Annotated in this window: 17 protein-coding genes; 15 read left to right on the forward strand and 2 right to left on the reverse strand. The window is 28.2% G+C overall.

Going from position 1 to position 16,612, the window contains the following annotated elements; genetic code table 11:
• The first annotated feature begins 50 nt into the window (after positions 1-50).
• The 5 genes from Ccar_RS22310 (at position 51) to Ccar_RS22330 (ending at position 5,770) form a co-directional block, all read left to right on the forward strand.
• A complete protein-coding gene (locus tag Ccar_RS22310; protein ID WP_007060535.1) occupies positions 51-962 on the forward strand; it encodes an ABC transporter ATP-binding protein in 912 nt (303 codons plus the stop codon).
• Positions 963-1,685: an ABC transporter permease gene (locus Ccar_RS22315; RefSeq protein WP_007060534.1), complete on the forward strand. Its 723-nt coding sequence runs from the start codon at positions 963-965 to the stop codon at positions 1,683-1,685.
• Positions 1,686-1,701: 16 nt separating this feature from the next.
• Complete coding sequence (locus tag Ccar_RS22320; protein ID WP_007060533.1) at positions 1,702-2,448, forward strand: ABC transporter permease; 747 nt, start codon at positions 1,702-1,704, stop codon at positions 2,446-2,448.
• A gap of 60 nt (positions 2,449-2,508) precedes the next feature.
• Complete coding sequence (locus tag Ccar_RS22325; RefSeq protein ID WP_007060532.1) at positions 2,509-3,348, forward strand: ATP-binding protein; 840 nt, start codon at positions 2,509-2,511, stop codon at positions 3,346-3,348.
• Positions 3,349-4,447: 1,099 nt separating this feature from the next.
• Positions 4,448-5,770 carry a L,D-transpeptidase family protein gene (locus Ccar_RS22330; protein WP_007060531.1) on the forward strand — a complete coding sequence of 441 codons (1,323 nt, stop codon included), beginning with the start codon at positions 4,448-4,450 and terminating at the stop codon, positions 5,768-5,770.
• A gap of 188 nt (positions 5,771-5,958) precedes the next feature.
• On the opposite strand, the gene Ccar_RS27160 is transcribed toward Ccar_RS22330, so the two are convergent.
• Positions 5,959-6,120: a hypothetical protein gene (locus tag Ccar_RS27160; RefSeq protein ID WP_007064551.1), complete on the reverse strand. Its 162-nt coding sequence runs from the start codon at positions 6,118-6,120 to the stop codon at positions 5,959-5,961.
• A gap of 495 nt (positions 6,121-6,615) precedes the next feature.
• Between Ccar_RS27160 and Ccar_RS22340 the strand changes: the two genes are divergently transcribed.
• The 5 genes from Ccar_RS22340 to Ccar_RS22360 all read left to right on the forward strand — a co-directional run bounded on the left by Ccar_RS22340 (position 6,616) and on the right by Ccar_RS22360 (position 10,293).
• Positions 6,616-6,891: a CD3324 family protein gene (locus Ccar_RS22340; protein ID WP_007064550.1), complete on the forward strand. Its 276-nt coding sequence runs from the start codon at positions 6,616-6,618 to the stop codon at positions 6,889-6,891.
• 184 nt (positions 6,892-7,075) lie between these two features.
• Positions 7,076-7,711: a CatB-related O-acetyltransferase gene (locus Ccar_RS22345; RefSeq protein WP_007060528.1), complete on the forward strand. Its 636-nt coding sequence runs from the start codon at positions 7,076-7,078 to the stop codon at positions 7,709-7,711.
• 239 nt (positions 7,712-7,950) lie between these two features.
• Positions 7,951-8,658, forward strand: coding sequence for an alpha/beta hydrolase (locus Ccar_RS22350; RefSeq protein ID WP_007060527.1), 708 nt, complete (start codon positions 7,951-7,953; stop codon positions 8,656-8,658).
• A 243-nt stretch (positions 8,659-8,901) separates the two neighbouring features.
• Positions 8,902-9,624: a flavodoxin family protein gene (locus tag Ccar_RS22355; protein ID WP_007060526.1), complete on the forward strand. Its 723-nt coding sequence runs from the start codon at positions 8,902-8,904 to the stop codon at positions 9,622-9,624.
• A 54-nt stretch (positions 9,625-9,678) separates the two neighbouring features.
• Entirely contained in the window at positions 9,679-10,293 is a 615-nt protein-coding gene (locus tag Ccar_RS22360) for an MBL fold metallo-hydrolase (RefSeq protein WP_007060525.1), read from the forward strand.
• Positions 10,294-10,324: 31 nt separating this feature from the next.
• Here Ccar_RS22360 and Ccar_RS22365 read toward each other — a convergent pair whose 3' ends face one another.
• Positions 10,325-10,969, reverse strand: a complete 645-nt coding sequence (locus tag Ccar_RS22365; RefSeq protein WP_007060524.1) for a TetR/AcrR family transcriptional regulator — start codon at positions 10,967-10,969, stop codon at positions 10,325-10,327.
• A gap of 223 nt (positions 10,970-11,192) precedes the next feature.
• Between Ccar_RS22365 and Ccar_RS22370 the strand changes: the two genes are divergently transcribed.
• From Ccar_RS22370 to Ccar_RS22390, 5 genes are all read left to right on the forward strand, one after another.
• Positions 11,193-11,885 carry a response regulator transcription factor gene (locus tag Ccar_RS22370; protein ID WP_007060523.1) on the forward strand — a complete coding sequence of 231 codons (693 nt, stop codon included), beginning with the start codon at positions 11,193-11,195 and terminating at the stop codon, positions 11,883-11,885.
• A gap of 7 nt (positions 11,886-11,892) precedes the next feature.
• Positions 11,893-12,885 carry a sensor histidine kinase gene (locus Ccar_RS22375; protein WP_007060522.1) on the forward strand — a complete coding sequence of 331 codons (993 nt, stop codon included), beginning with the start codon at positions 11,893-11,895 and terminating at the stop codon, positions 12,883-12,885.
• Between the two features lie 220 nt (positions 12,886-13,105).
• Positions 13,106-13,957: an undecaprenyl-diphosphate phosphatase gene (locus tag Ccar_RS22380; RefSeq protein ID WP_007060521.1), complete on the forward strand. Its 852-nt coding sequence runs from the start codon at positions 13,106-13,108 to the stop codon at positions 13,955-13,957.
• Positions 13,958-13,972: 15 nt separating this feature from the next.
• Positions 13,973-14,719, forward strand: a complete 747-nt coding sequence (locus Ccar_RS22385; protein ID WP_007060520.1) for an ABC transporter ATP-binding protein — start codon at positions 13,973-13,975, stop codon at positions 14,717-14,719.
• On the forward strand, positions 14,719-16,581 hold the full coding sequence (locus tag Ccar_RS22390) for an FtsX-like permease family protein (protein ID WP_007064548.1): 1,863 nt from the start codon (positions 14,719-14,721) through the stop codon (positions 16,579-16,581). The genes Ccar_RS22385 and Ccar_RS22390 overlap by 1 nt, the downstream gene beginning before the upstream one ends.
• The last annotated feature ends 31 nt before the right edge of the window (positions 16,582-16,612 follow it).

Raw genomic sequence — 16,612 nt, forward strand, 5'->3', positions numbered from 1 at the left:
TATATTTAAATAGTCGAAAGCAGTTGATGAAAATTTGGAGGAAAGTAACTATGAATATAATAGAAACTAAAAATTTAACTAAAGAATATAATGGAACGCTGTCAGTTAATAACTTAAATATATCAATCGAAGAAGGTCAAATTTATGGATTCCTTGGACCAAATGGAGCAGGAAAAACTACTTCAATACGAATGATTTTAGGTTTAATAAAACCTACAAAAGGAAGTGTTAGTGTATTTGGATATGATCAAAATAAGAAAAATAGAACTGACATATTGAAAAATGTTGGTGCACTTATTGAAAATGCAGCCAGTTATCCACATCTTACAGCATATGAAAATCTTAAGATAATGAGTACTTTAACTAATTCATCTAAAAGTGATATTGACGAAGTATTAAAAATTGTTAGATTAAATGATGTTAAAAATAAGATGGTTAAAGAATTTTCACTTGGTATGAGACAAAGACTAGGAATTGCGATGGCTATTCTTAGAAAACCTAAGCTTCTTATTCTAGATGAGCCTACTAATGGATTAGATCCTTCTGGAATTCATGAAATAAGAGAATTGATAAAAGAGATTCCTAAGCTGTATGGCAGCACAGTTTTAATTTCAAGCCACCTTTTATCGGAAATTGATCAAATTGCAACCCATGTAGGTATTATTACTAAAGGAAGTCTTGTATATCAAGGTACTATTGAAGAACTGAGAAGTAAAGGTCATGAAAAAATAAAAATACGCACAGATAACATGAATGGCACTATAAACATATTAAATCAAAAGGAGATTTTTCATAATGTACAGGATGGATATATTGAGATAGGTGGACTAAATGATGGGAAAATGGGACAAGTAATCGAGGATATAGTTTTTAAAGGTATAAAGGTATATAGAATAGAAGAAGAAAAAACTTCATTAGAAGATATTTTTCTTAACCTTACTGGAAAGGAGAATAGTTTATAAATGAAAGATATTGTTTGTGCAGAATTTATAAAAATGAAAAGAAAAAGGCTGTTTTTACTAGCTTTAATTGGTGAATTATTATCATTTTTAGTTGCTTATGTTTTTGAAAGCAGACCTGGATCAAAAAGTTGGATGAATTTATTATATAATTTTAGCGGATTTAATTTTATGATTATGATAATAGTATTTACAATTATTATTTCTAAAATAGTGGATATTGAACATAAATCGGATATGTGGAAAATTGAATTTATTTCTATAGAGGATAAGAAGTTGCTTTATATAGCCAAATTTATTTGCGTATTAATAATAATGTTTTTTTCTTCTTGTATAACCTTTAGTGGCTTAATCTTATTAGGAAATAGTATAGGAATAAAAGGTACTGCTTACGGTTTAATATTAAAGCAGAGTTTATGTCCTTTAATTGGCTACTTACCATTTATAGTTTTACAGCTTTCAATTTCTATAATGGTAAAGAATCAAGGTGTGTCAATAGCTTGTGGAGTAATAGGATGTTTTTTGGGAGTACTTGGTTTTGCACTTCCTTTTGGAAAGATTCTCATATGGATGTATCCATTTTTTACTGCACCTATGATTTCTGCGTCAAATATGAGCACAGTTATGAATGAAAGCAGTGTAATGTTTAGTTTTATAAGTATTATTGTAGCAGGGGGTATGGCTTTCATATCACTACGTTTGTACGATAAAAAGGAAGATCTTTAAGAAGGAGTGAGATATTTTGTATAGATTAATTAAGTGTGAATTACTAAAATTAAAAAGACAAAGAGCGTTTATAATTTCAATAATAATTACATTTATACCAATTATATTAGGATTATTTACTTTTAAGGCTAATTATAGTGTATTTAAGGAGCAAAATGTAAATGATTGGTTAAAAGGATGGGGACAGGTTGCGATGTTTTATTCACCTATTATATTTCCTATAATAGCAAGCATATATTGTGCAATGATCTTTAGAGTGGAATACATGAATAAAAATATGAAAATCATACTATCAACTCCCGTTTCTAGGAAGTCATTATATATATCAAAATACATAACAGCAGTTTTAATGGTTTTACTTTTACAAGTTGTGTTTGGACTTGCATACTTCATTGTTGGAAAATTGTATGGAATTACAGATCCTTTTCCAATTGGCAGGATAATTAATATTTTATTCTTTGGATGGATGGGGGCTTTACCACTAATTTCTGTACAGATGTATTTATCTTTAAAGTATGAGGAATTTACAAAATCGATTATGATAGCATCATGTTGTTCACTGCTTGGATTTTTTATATCAGCTGTAAAAGGTCTAAAATACATATGGCCCTGGGCAATTCAAAAAGTATCTATGGATATTTCGGCAGCTGCAGGTATACATGGAATAATGCCGCAATTATCATTTGTAATATATTGTTTAGTATTTATGGTAATAGTCAATGTAATAGGTATTAAAAAATTTGACGATGGAGAGTTTGTTTGATAAATGTTTTAAATAGTTTATAATCAAGGTAGAAAATTAAATAACTAAAGGAATGATAATATGAATTATATATTAAGTACTAGCTTAATAACCTTGATAAATACTGCATGGCTTTTTTCAATTATTATATTACTTATAAGTAGTTATATAATAGTGTTATTTCCTATTAAAGACTTTAGTATGTATAAATATTTATCAACCTTATTAAGAACTTTTATTGAATCTTTAATGATTCCTATAGTATATTTAAAATTTAGAAGTAACTATAAAGAATTACTAAGATGTATAACTAATAGAGTGATTAATATAATATCCTTTTACAGTATTATAATATTTATATTTTTAGCTAATTACTATGAATTCAATGCTAATAAGCTTATTAAATTTTATGGTATTTTTAATAGTTTGATGTTTGTAATTATAATTACTTTATCATATGCAATAATTTTTATTGCTATTTGGTCTGTAAATAAAAATGTAGAATTGGAATATAAATTAAAAAATATAGATACTCAAATAGAATTACAGAAACAAAATTATAAAACCTTAAATAAATCTATTGAAAATTATTATGCCTTTAAACATGACATACGACATCATCTTTTGGCTATGAAGTCAATGATAGACACTAAAAAGTACATAGCAGCATCAGAATATTTTACTAAGTTTAGTGAAACAGAAATATGTGAAAATATAGATATGTTGTGTAAAAATTTCACTGTAGATTTAATATTAAAACATTATATTAATATTGCTAAGGATAGTAATATTGAATTTAAGACGAAGCTGAATATACCAGAAGATATTAATATAGATGTCCTTGATTTATCAATTGTTATAGGTAATTGTGTTGAAAATGCTATTGAAGCATGCAATAAAGAAATTTTAACTACTTATTAAAATATACATAAAAATACAAAACATGCATGATAAAAGTATCATGTATGTTTTTTTTAGGAATTTTTACATTTTAAGCTTTGTTTTTTACATCAGCAGCATATATGTTGTAACTTATGATATATTATAGAAACAACAAAGAGATGATAGATATATGGACAACTTTGTAAGACTAACTTATCATGAGAAAAGGGGTGAAGTTTTATGATTAACAAAATTATTAGTGGTTTATCTGTGGAAAAAGTGGTTTCCATTTACAAATTTTTAAAAGTAGGTTTCAAATTTCATAATGGACAAGGAACTCCATTTATAGAAATTTAATATAATGTTATTCTTGCTTTTTGAATAAATAGATTCCTACAAAATTCATAGTTTCAAAATCAAAAATAAAGAGATATAGCAGGTATACATGGAATAATTTTCTCATTATTAGTTACATCATATTGTTTGGCATTTATGGTAATAGTTATTGTATGGGTATTAGAAAATTTTATAATAAAAATTTAAGTTGATAAATGCTATAAAAATTTGCATTTAACTTGAATTGAGCAAGTAGTTTAAAAATTAAAAAACTACTTGCTTTTTATGTTTAATAGAAACAATTTATTAAAAATAATATTACTTATTTTGCCCTTAGAAAAAGTCTTTTAAATAGATGCTATAAGCGGTTGTATTTTTCGCAAAAAGGTGGTATCTTTTTTATTGTATACTGTAAATAATATTTATAAATATACTTTTTATTTAAGATAAGTAGTTAGAATATAAAGTGCTAAATTAACTATATGAGTAATTTAATATCCGTTCTTTTAGTTCCTTTATTCTATTATTTTTGTAAAATAATAATTGTTTTAAGTATGAGTTTTATTACATAAAATACAATGTAGGTTTTATGTACATAAAATTGATTAATATTAAAATCATAAAGCATTAATTTTAAATTTTTATTGTAATCAAAAAGGGGATGGGTATTTTGGAAAAGGAAACAGAAAAGGATGCAGAAAAGGATGTAGAAAAGAGTAAAGAAAGTAGGAGACGCAGCAGTAAAAAAAATAATAAAAAATATAATAAAGTTATCATAAGCACTGCAAGTTCTTTTTGTGTTTTGCTTGCTGTATATTTAGGTGCATCAGCATATTTTAACAATCATTTTTATTTCGGATCTGAAATTAACTGCATCAATGTTTCTGGAAAAACTGTTGAAGAAGTGGACAAACAAATGGCATCTGAAATAAAATCGTATAAATTGAATTTAAAAGAACGTGAGGGTAAAAGTGAACAAATTAAAGCGGAGGATATTAAATTAAAATATAATTCAGATGATGAATTTAAAAAGCTTAAGAATAAGCAGGGTAGTTATAAATGGGCTTTAGCGTTTTTAAATACAAGTGATTCTAAAATGAAGGCTCAAGTTTCCTATGATAAAGATTTATTAGAACAGAAGATGAACAACCTTTCTTGCCTTGATAGTAAAAAGGTAGTTGAACCTAAAAATCCTAGTTTTAAATATACAGATAAGGGTTATGAAGTTGTAAGTGAGGTAAATGGAAATAAGATTAATAAAAATTCTTTAAAGGACAATGTGGTAAAGGCAATAGCTAATGGTGAAACTACCATAGATTTAGAAGCGCTTAATTGTTATGTAAAACCAAAGTACACTGTAAAATCTAAAGAAACTACTGAAAATAAAAATACGCTTAATAAATATGTATCTTCTAAAATTACTTATACTTTTGGTGACAAACAGGAAACTATAGATGGTTCTAAAATAAATAATTGGCTTACAGTTAATGATGACTTTAAAGCTGAAGTTGATGAAAAAAAAGTAAAAGAATATATGAATGAACTTGCTGGTACTTATGACACAATTGGCAAAACAAGAAGCTTTACTGCATCCTCAGGATCAACAATAAAAGTTGGTGGCGGTGATTATGGATGGTATACTGATGCTTCAAAAGAAACACAAAACTTAATTGCTGCAATTAAAGAAGGAAAGTCTATAAAAAAGGAACCAACATACACCCAAACTGCAGCATCTCACAGCAGTAATGATATTGGCAATACCTATGTAGAAGTAGATATGGGAAGACAACACTTATGGTATTATAAAAATGGTTCTTTAGTAGTGCAAGGTGACGTTGTTACAGGTAATGTAAGTCAGGGACATGCAACACCAGAAGGTATTTATAGTTTAAAATACAAAGAAAGACATGCTACTTTGAAAGGACAGGGATATGCTTCTCCTGTTGATTATTGGATGCCGTTTAATGGTGGTATTGGAATTCATGATGCACCATGGAGACCAGCATTTGGAGGTAGTATATATATGGGAGACGGTTCGCATGGTTGTGTAAACTCACCACATTATCTAGCACAGACAATATATGAAAATATTGAAGCAGGAACTCCAATTGTTTGTTATTATTAATAATTTTAGTAAGTGAAAAGTCTATAAAATAAATTATAAAAATATATGTTTATTTTTATATGAATTTTGATATAATATAATTAAGAAAAGCTTAGTGCGTTAACACTAAGCAATCCTTAGAACATTTATTTTGTTTTAGGGCTATTGGATTAGATTTATGTTATAAAATATGAATCTTAGAAAAAGTGCTAATCTTGTGAGGATGGGGCACTTTTTTCTTTGCTTTTAACTTCTATATCAAGACCAAGAAATTTAATCTTAATTTTTAAGTGATATATAAAAAGATTATGTTTTAAAACTAAGTTAACTACATAAACAATTGATACACACTTTATAAAAGTATCTAACATATCCAATACCACCTCCTTAGCTACAGCGAAATAATTCACCAATAGCCCAAAGGAGGATAAAATGTTCAAAACCTCCACAGCCATCCTTCTGTGGTTAACATGTTTTACTTGGATATTGTACCATAATTATGAATAGGTATATAGGGGTATTTATTGGAAGATAACATAGTAGAAAGGCATAGATATTATGAAAAAATAGAGTTAATATCACAAGGTATGGGTAATTATGTATGAGAAACGAGAAGATATGTGATAAAATTGTTTTATAAGTTAATAAGACTTGGTTTATTAATTATGGACTAAAATAGATTGGGGGATTATGTATGGCATATACAGTAAAAAATGCCAGTGTTCAAGGCTCCGTGCAAAGACTACATGAAAATATAGGACAATGTCTTGTTCGGAGCCGAATTTAAGTTAATTTTGGCTAAAATATTTTTGTGTGGACTTTGCTTCGTTATTTGCAAATTTAAAGCAGATAGGAGCGTAAGTATTATGAAATATGAAAAAGCACAAAATATATTGCCGCAGCATGTTATTGAATTAATTCAACAGTATGTAGATGGTGGCTATTTATATATACCTAGAAAGTTAAGCAGTAAAAAAGCTTGGGGGGAAAATAGTGGTATAAAAAGTAGCTTGAGAAAAAGAAATAGAGAAATTTTTAATAACTATAAAAAAGGTGTATCTGTTAAAGAACTTTCTAAGCAATTTTTTCTTACTGAAGATAGTATTAGAAGAATAATTAGAGAAGAAAAACAATTAATATAGCTGAAAAGGATATTTTTATATTATGTAGCTTATATGATATAAAAATATCCTTTTTAATTTGTTGATGGAAAATCAGGCAAGTTTATTACAGAATTATTTATGAGCTAGATAAAGTAAAAGAAATGAAGTTATAATTTTATTATAAGCTTTAGTTGAGAATGCTTAAGCAAAGGAGTCGAAAAGTATGAAACAAGAACCTAATCCTAATAAGATTTATCCTAGAACTAATGATTTTACTACTGTTTACTTAAAAAATGTAATAACTAATTCAAATATAATTGTTGATGATTTTACAATGTATAATGATTTTTATAATGATCCAAAAGATTTTGAAAAGAAAAATGTTTTGTATCATTATCCTATTAATAAAGACAAACTTATCATAGAAAAATTTTGTTCCATTGCTTGTGGAGCAAAGTTCATTTTTAACAGTGCCAATCATACACAAAAATCGCTGTCCACATACCCATTTCCCATTTTCTATGAAGAGTGGGATAATACCATGAAGGTTTGTGAAGCTTGGGATAACAAAGGTAATATTGTAATTGGAAATGACGTTTGGATTGGATTTGAAGCTGTAATTATGTCTGGAGTGCATATTGGTGATGGAGCTATTATTGGAACGAGAGCTTTAGTAACGAAAGATGTACCACCATATACTATAGTTGGTGGGATGCCAGCAAGGATTATAAGAAAGCGGTTTGAAGATTCAGTTATAGAAGACTTACTTAAAGTTCAGTGGTGGAATTGGAGTACTCAAAAGATATTTGAGAAGTTAGCTGCTATTAGAAATGGAGATATAAGAGCATTAAAAAGATAGTGAATATTTTTGAGAGGACATAGGACAATTGACAGAGGACAGTGAAGGAGGATTTTTCTCCATTGCATTACGAAAAATCTTTAATTAAATTTTCAATTACTCGTTTCACTAAAGTGAAACATTGCTAATTTATATAAATTTAAAGATTATTTTGCGTTAGCAAAAAATCAACCTTCACTGTCCTCTGTACTCTGTCAATTGTCCTCTAAAAATGAGTGGTATATGGAGGAAGAATTGTAATGATAAAACAAAGTTTAAAAATAGAAAATATACCTGCAATTTTGTGGGGGAATAAGTCAGATAAACTATTTATAGCCGTACATGGCAATATGTCAAATAAGTCAGATGATGTTATTGTTGCATTTGTAGAAGAAGCAGTAGCAAAAGGTTACCAGGTGCTAAGTTTCGATTTGCCTGAACATGGTGATCGTAAAAGTGAAAACTATGCTTGTAAAGTTCAAAATTGTGTTCATGATCTTAATATTATTATGCGTTATGCAAAATCGCTATCAAATAGCATAAGTTTGTTTGCCTGCAGTATGGGAGCATATTTTAGCTTACTTTCATATAAGAAGGATTCATTAAAACAGTGTTTGTTCCTATCACCTGTGGTAAATATGGAACGTATCATAAATAATATGATGACATGGTTTAATGTAAGTGAAAATAGATTGAAAGAAGAAAAAGAAATTTCTACACCTATTGGACAAAAACTTTACTGGGATTACTATTGTTATGTAAAAGAGCATCCTATTGTTAATTGGAATAAAGAAACATCAATTTTATATGGTTCAGAGGATGATATATGTGAGTTTGATGTGGTGTCTGATTTTGCTAAGGCTTTTCACTGTGATCTTCAGGTAATGGAACAGGGGGAACATTATTTTCACACCGAAGAGCAATTGCAGTATTTTAGACAGTGGGCGAAAAAATATATCTATGTATAGTTGATAAAAAGAAGAACCTAAAATAATCTTAATGGTTCTTCTTTATTTATTTTTTGTAAAAATATGAAAAAGTTCTTTTGATTCACTTGACAATGACAATTAACATATTGTATATTAAGGTTACGATATGTAACTTAAATATACAATGCGTTGACAAAATTATATAATGTTATTTTTATTGTTTATGAATAGAAAGTAGGCCATGATAGGTGTTTTTAGTTAAAGATGGGAGGAAATGAGGGAATGAAAAAAAATATTAAAATTGTTGGGGTGATAAGCAGTTCGAAAGTTAATGGTAATACTGCTGCACTTGTTAGAGAAGCACTTAAAGGTGCGGAAGAAGAGGGGGCGTCAATAAAAGAAATTTTTTTGGCTAAGCATAATCTTGGTTTTTGCACAGGATGTTTAGCATGTACAGCTAAGGGAAAATGCCCACTACCAGATGATTTTGAGGAAATTAGAAAGGTTATCTATGAAGCAGATGGAATTATTTTAGGTTCTCCAACCTACGCTGCAGAGTATAATGCAATAATGAAGTGCTTTATTGAGAGATTGGGACCATATACCCTGTATGCTTCTTTAATGGGAGACAAATATGGAGCAGGAATATCTACGGCTTATGGTGAGGGAATGGCAAAGAAGGTTGCTAAAAAGCTTACTGGTATGTTTCAATTTGGAATATTTAGAAGAAGTTATGTATCTGGATTTTTAGGGGTGGGTACTATGTTTAAGGGTACTGAGAAGAAGACTTTTGAAAATCAAGATGCAATGAGAAAGGCACATACTTTGGGAAGAAAAATAACAAGTGATATAAAAAATGATAATAAATATCCTTTTCAAAATTTAATTATGAGGTTAATTATATGGCTGTATTTAAAACCTGTATTCAAAAAGAAAATTTTAAAATGTAAAGATGGAGAAGAGTATGCTACATATAACAGTCTTTCAAAAAGGGGGTTAATTTAAATAAAAATTATTTAATAGGAGAAGTTTATAAAAAAATTTAGGAAGTGTAAATAAATGAAAATAACTGATAATGTGTATGCACTAGAATCTACAAAAGGATCTTATGCATATATAATACTTGGTAAGGAAACAATCCTTGTTGACACAGGACAGATGTGGCAAGGAAAAGGAATTTTAAAAGAACTTTCAGCTATGAATATAAAATTACAGGATATAAAACATATAGTATTAACTCATCATGATTTGGATCATGTGGGAAATGCTCATATGCTTCAAAAGGTGACTAATGCTAAGCTGTGGGCAGCTAAAGAAGATATTCCATATATTAAAGGATATAAAAATAGACCTGGAATAAAAAGAATTTTTTCATTTTTATTCAGGGTAAGAAAACCAGAAAATGTATATGCTTATAACAAGGATATAAGAATTGGAGATATAGAAATTATAGCAACTCCAGGTCATACACCTGGACATGTTTGTATACTTTATAAAGATGTATTATTTGCAGGAGATTTAGTAGATTCTAGAAAAGGACAATTAAGGCCATATCCTAATATGAACTGGAACAAAGATGAACTTATGAAATCCATTAAAAGCATATCTAACATTTCATTTAAATGGGTATGTCCAGCACATGGAATACCTATAAAAAGGGAACTACTATATTAAATTCTTAGTATAGTAGTTCTCATTTTATATTTTATGAATTTTTGCTACGAAAAGCATCACATAGTAAATTGATATTAAATTGTATAAATTGTTCTTCATTAAGTGAAAAGTGGTTTAGGAAGGTTTTTCCTGATACGGAAAGCATGTGAAAAAAACCAGTTATTGAAAATTCAGCGGAATAGGTTCCACTCATTGTATCAATATCTTTACGTATACTTCCATCTTCCTTACCTTCATTAATTATTTTTGCAATTTTTTGTGCTACTAATTCAGTAATTTTATTAAATTCTTCATGCTTAGGTGTAGGTTCTTTCTTGGATTTTATATACCCAACATAGTTCATCAATTCTAAAGTTTTGGGAAAATCTTTATAAAATTTATAATAAGCATATGATAAGTTTTTAAGCTTTTCAAAACCTGTTTTACCATTTTGGGTTTCTTCTTCAAAATAACATAGAAGCTTTTGAAAGCCTCTAATTATTACTGCAAAATACAAATCTTCTTTATCAGCAAAATATTGATATATAGTTTTCCTTGTGAATTGTGCATGTTTGGCTATTTCCTCCATTGAGGCTCCACTATAGCCTGTAGTACTAAATACTTGTTCTGCTGCATCTATTATATCGTCTTCTCTCATGCGTCGTTCTTTTTCTCTTCTAGATATTGTGGTATCCATTAAAATATTTCCTCCTATTTGATAATTATAATCTACAAGGTGTATATTTGGTTACAGTATGTAATCTTAGGATACAATATGTGCAAAATGAGTATATAATATAATTTTTTGCCTGTCAAGAAATGGAGCAATTAAATTGTTTTTATCCAAATTATTGAAAGTTATCTCTTTATCATTTAAACTTAAATTGTATATTAGGATGCAGAATTGGAGAAAAATCAATATGAAATATAAAATATATATTGTAGAAGATGATATTTCAATAAGTGCTGTGTTAAAAGAGTGCATTGATAAGTATGGTTTTCAAGTAGAAACAGTAGAAAACTTTGGAAAGGTAATGGAGGGCTTTAATGAATATAATCCAGATTTAGTATTATTGGATGTTAATTTACCTAAATTTGATGGATTTTACTGGTGCAGAAAGATAAGACAACAATCAAAGGTACCTATAATATTTATATCTGCAAGAGACAGTGGAATGGATCAGGTTATGGCTTTAGAAAGTGGGGCTGATGATTATATAACTAAACCTTTTTATTACGATTTGGTTATTGCAAAAATAAAAAGCCACTTAAGAAGAGCTTTTGGAGATTATGCACCTAAAATAGAAGAAAGAATAGTTGAAGTTGATGGCCTTAGATTTTATCCAGAAAGATTGGAATTAGAATTTAAGGAACAAAGGTTAATTATAACTAAAAGAGAAGGGATATTGATAGAATATCTTATGAAAAAATATCCTAAGGTAGTTAGTAGAGATTTTCTTTTAGAAAAAATATGGGATGACATTGAATTTGTAGAGGAAAACACTCTAAGCGTAAATATCAGCAGGATAAGAAAAAGACTTCAGAATTTAGGCATAGATGGAGGGATAGAGACTATAAGGGGAGCAGGTTATAGGTTAAATAAAACCTGGTAGATATGATATGAATTTATTTTTTAAACATAATAAAGGTTATATTTTTATATATTTAATGAGTTTAATTCTTACAATAATGTATTGCAATGTTATGGGATTTATAAAAGTTGGTGAGATTATTTATATATTCATGTTCAATACATTTATTTTGGTCTGTTTTTTAGTCTTTAAATATTATCAAAATAGACGGTTATATAAACTATTGAAGAATGGAATTACATCCTTAAATGGTGCTTTTGTAGAACTAGGCAGCTCAGAATTAGGTGAAAATATTTCCAATATATTAAAACAACAGCATAATTTATATGATGCTGAAATAAGGAAATCAAACAAGATTCACAATGAGCATTTAACTTTTATCAATCAATGGGTTCATCAAATGAAAACACCTTTGTCCGTAATACAACTTCAGCTTAAAGAATATGAAGGAGAAGAAGTAGCTTTAAGTATTGAAGAAGAGGTTAATAAATTAAATAAAGGTTTAAATATGGCAATGTATTATGCAAGAATAGATTCTTTTAAAAAGGATTTTTTAGTAGAGAAGGTTGATTTGAAGAGTTTAGTTCTTGACATAGTAAATGAAGAAAAAAGAATTTTTATAAAGAATAAAATAATTCCTAGATTGGAAATTGATAAAGATATTAGAGTTTATAGTGATAAAAAGTGGTTGAAGTTTATATTAGACCAGTTGATTATTAATGGTATTAAGTATTCAAAGGATAAAGGAAAAGAATTAATTATAAAATCCTGCGAATATGAAAAGAAAATTAAATTGAGCGTCATTGATAGTGGAATAGGAATTCCAAGTAAGGATATTAAAAAAGTATTTGATGCATTTTTTACTGGAGAAAATGGACGTAGGTTTGGAGAATCTACAGGTATGGGATTATATATAGTAAAAGAAGTATGCAAAAATTTGGGACATGAGGTGGAGATAAAGTCTAATATTAATGAAGGAACAAAAGTTACAATAATATTTGCATGTTTTCCATCACAATAGTCAAGTTTTATGCATTAATATTAAAATATAGATTGAAATCATAATGAAGAAGAATCTAAAATAATCTTAAGATTCTTCTTTATTTATTTTTTGAAAATAGTTGTATAAACAAAGCTTACATACATGTCACATTCACGTAAGCTTTGTAGATAGCACCTTACACATTATTATTATAGACTATATACAAGTAATGAATAGTTTGTAAGGAGTGTGTGTAGGCATGGATATAATATTTATATTAAAAGCAATTATAATAGCCATAGTAGAAGGAGTAACTGAGTTTATTCCAGTATCTTCTACAGGACATATGATATTAGTTGGATGGGCAATTGGATTCAAAGGAGAATTCACAAAGATGTTTGAAGTTGTAATTCAGCTTGGGGCAATAATGGCAGTAGTTGTTTTGTACTGGAAAAAAATCAAAGAAAGTATAGTAGAATTTTTAAAATTTATATTTACTAAAGGAAGAGAAGGAAAGACAGGTTTTAAATTTGGAATAAATGTTATTGCATCATCTATACCAATGGGAATTGCAGGAGTGTTGTTTTATAGTAAAATAAAATCAAGGTTTATACCAGAAGCTGTAATAATAGGATTTGTAGTTGGGGGATTATTGTTATTAATAGTTGAAAATAAGTTTAGAAATAGAAAGCATAAAATTGAAAGTATAGATAACATAACTCCTAAGCAAGCATTTAAAGTTGGTTTATTTCAGTTACTTTGTATGTGGCCTGGAATGTCCAGAAGTGCATCTACAATAATGGGTGGCTGGATTGCAGGATTATCCACCCCAATAGCAGCAGAATTTTCATTTTTTATGGCAATCCCAGCTATGATAGGATCTACAGGAAAAGATTTATTTGAATTTGATTATTCGATAATGACACCAACATTCTGGATTTCACTAATATTAGGATTTGTTGTAGCATTTATAGTAGCTTTGATTGTTATGAGAAAATTTATAGACTTTTTGAAAAAGAAACCAATGAAGGTATTTGCAATTTATAGAATTATAGCAGGTAGTTTGCTTGGAATATTAGTATTAACAAAGGTTATTACTTTAGCAGTATAGAAAGGGGTGGTGTAAATGAAGATTTTAGAAGTTATGAATTTGAGCAAGGTATATGGCAGAAAAGTGGTATTTAATGCATTAGATAATATAAGTTTTGATATAGAAAAAGGAGAATTTGTAGGGATAATGGGGCCCTCAGGTAGTGGAAAGACAACACTATTAAATATGATTTCAACAGTGGATAAACCCAGTTCAGGAGAAATAAAAATAAATGATAAAAATCCGTTAAACCTTAAAGGTGATGATTTGGCTTTGTTTAGAAGGAGAGAATTAGGATTTGTATTTCAAGATTTTAATTTGTTGGATACTTTAACTGTTGGGGAAAATATAGTACTTCCACTTACACTAGATGGAGTATCAGTTAAGAAACAGGATTGTGAGCTGAAAAGAATATCAAATATTCTGGGTATACACAACTTAATTAATAAGAGGACCTTTGAAATATCAGGAGGTCAGTCTCAAAGAACAGCTATTGCAAGAGCTTTAATACATAAACCTACTTTGCTGCTAGCAGATGAGCCTACTGGTAATTTGGATTCAAAGGCTGCTAAAACTGTAATGGAGTTATTTGAAAAAATCAATAGAGAAGAACAGGTAACTACAATGATGGTAACTCATGATCCATTATCAGCAAGTTATTGTAGTAGGATTCTATTTATAAAAGATGGAACTATATATAATGAAATTTATAAAGGAGATAGTAGACAACAATTTTATCAAGAAATTATTGATGTGCTTGCATTACTTGGAGGTGAAAATTAATGAATTTTATGGAGTTTGCCACTAGGAATGTGTATAGGAATGCAAAAGCATATTTTGCATACTTTTTAAGCAGCAGCATGTCAGCAGCCTTACTATTTTCCTTTACAATGATCATATTTCATCCTAAGTTTATAGTACTTAAGCTGCCTGATCATATGAGGAATGCACTCCACATCACAACGATTATTGCATACTTATTTTTATGCTTCTTTGTATTTTATTCAGTTAGTACTTTTTTAAAAGGAAGATATAAGGAGTTTGGAATACTCTATATTATAGGTTTATCAAAAAAGCAAATACAAAAAATGATAAGCATTGAAAATATAATTATTACTTCAGTATCAGGAATAGTAGGAATAGTACTTGGAATGGTTTTCTCAAAAATACTTTTAGCTGTGAGTGGAAAATTATTAGGATTTAATGCATTAGGATTTTATATTCCAGTTAAGGCTATGATTATTACTTTTGTTGGATTTTTAATCATGGGAATGTTGATTTCAATATTTTGTTCATTTGTCATAAAAGAAGATATGGTTTTAAAGCTGCTAAAAGGAACTAAAAAACCTAAAGCTGAACCAAAGTCATCTATTATTCTTGCCATTGTCTGTGTAATATTGCTTACAGCGGGATATTATATGTCACTTACATGCAGTGAAAAAACAATAGCATATAGGATAATACCTGTAACAATAATGGTAATTGTAGCAACTTATCTTTTATTTTCACAGCTAAGCACTTTTATAATTAAAGTTATGAAAAAGAATAGAAGTTTTTATATGAAAAAAACCACAGTATTATGGATATCAAATTTATTGTATAAGATAAAGGATAACACAAGGATGTTTTTCTTAATTACAATAACTACAACAATTGCACTTTGTGCAGTAGGGTCAGTATATGCTTACTGGCAGGATAAAGAGGCTCAAATAGATAGAAATTTTCCACAGGCATTTTTCTATTCAGATACTTATGAAAATAAAAGTAAAGTTAATCTAAAGGGTGATTTTATAGAAAGTTCACTTAAAAATAAAGCTGTGGATTATACTAAAGATAATGGTGAAATGAAGTTTATCTCTTCCAGAGGGGAGAAGGATAAGGTATTTGCAATTAGGGAAGAAAATTATAAAAAATTAGCATCAACAATAAACTTAAATATTGATTCTTTTAATAAAAATGAGACGATAATGTTAAGTTATTCAATAAACTATAAAAAAGAAAATGTTATCCTAGATAATATAAAATTGAAAATTGCTAAAAAAGATAATAAAGGAATAATGCCAGCATTTTATGGTGATATATATGTAGTTAAGGATGACGTTTATCAAAGAATAAATGGTACTAGAGTTTATTTTTCTGCAATTAATGTAAAAAATTACAAGGATACATCGGATATATGTAACAATTATATTAATAGATTTGGAAAGGACACAGGAGATAAAGTTTTTAAAAACTTTCTTAAAGCTAATATATTAGAAGTGACAAAAATAGCTTATGGTATAATTTTGTTTACTGCAATATTTATAGGACTTATTTTCTTTGTAACTACTGCAAGTTTTTTGTATAACAAATGTTATATGGATATTATACAAGATAAAGTTAAGTATAAGCAGTTAAATAAAATAGGATTAACCTATACTGAAATAAAAAAGGTGTTAAACATTGAAATAGGAGTGCTATTTTTATTACCATATATAATAGCTGTAATACATTTTATTTTTGCTATGAATGCATTAAATGCTTTTGAAATTAAAATAATTGTACCAGCACTTCAGCTAATAGTAGCTATGATGATTATTCAAATCATATATTTCTTAGTTATAAGGAAAAGTTATTTATTAGAAATTAAAAAAGGCTTGTTATAAAGTATAAATAAAAAAACAAGGGAAATTATGC

The sequence above is a fragment of the Clostridium carboxidivorans P7 genome, assembly GCF_001038625.1.
GTDB lineage: Bacteria > Bacillota > Clostridia > Clostridiales > Clostridiaceae > Clostridium_AM > Clostridium_AM carboxidivorans.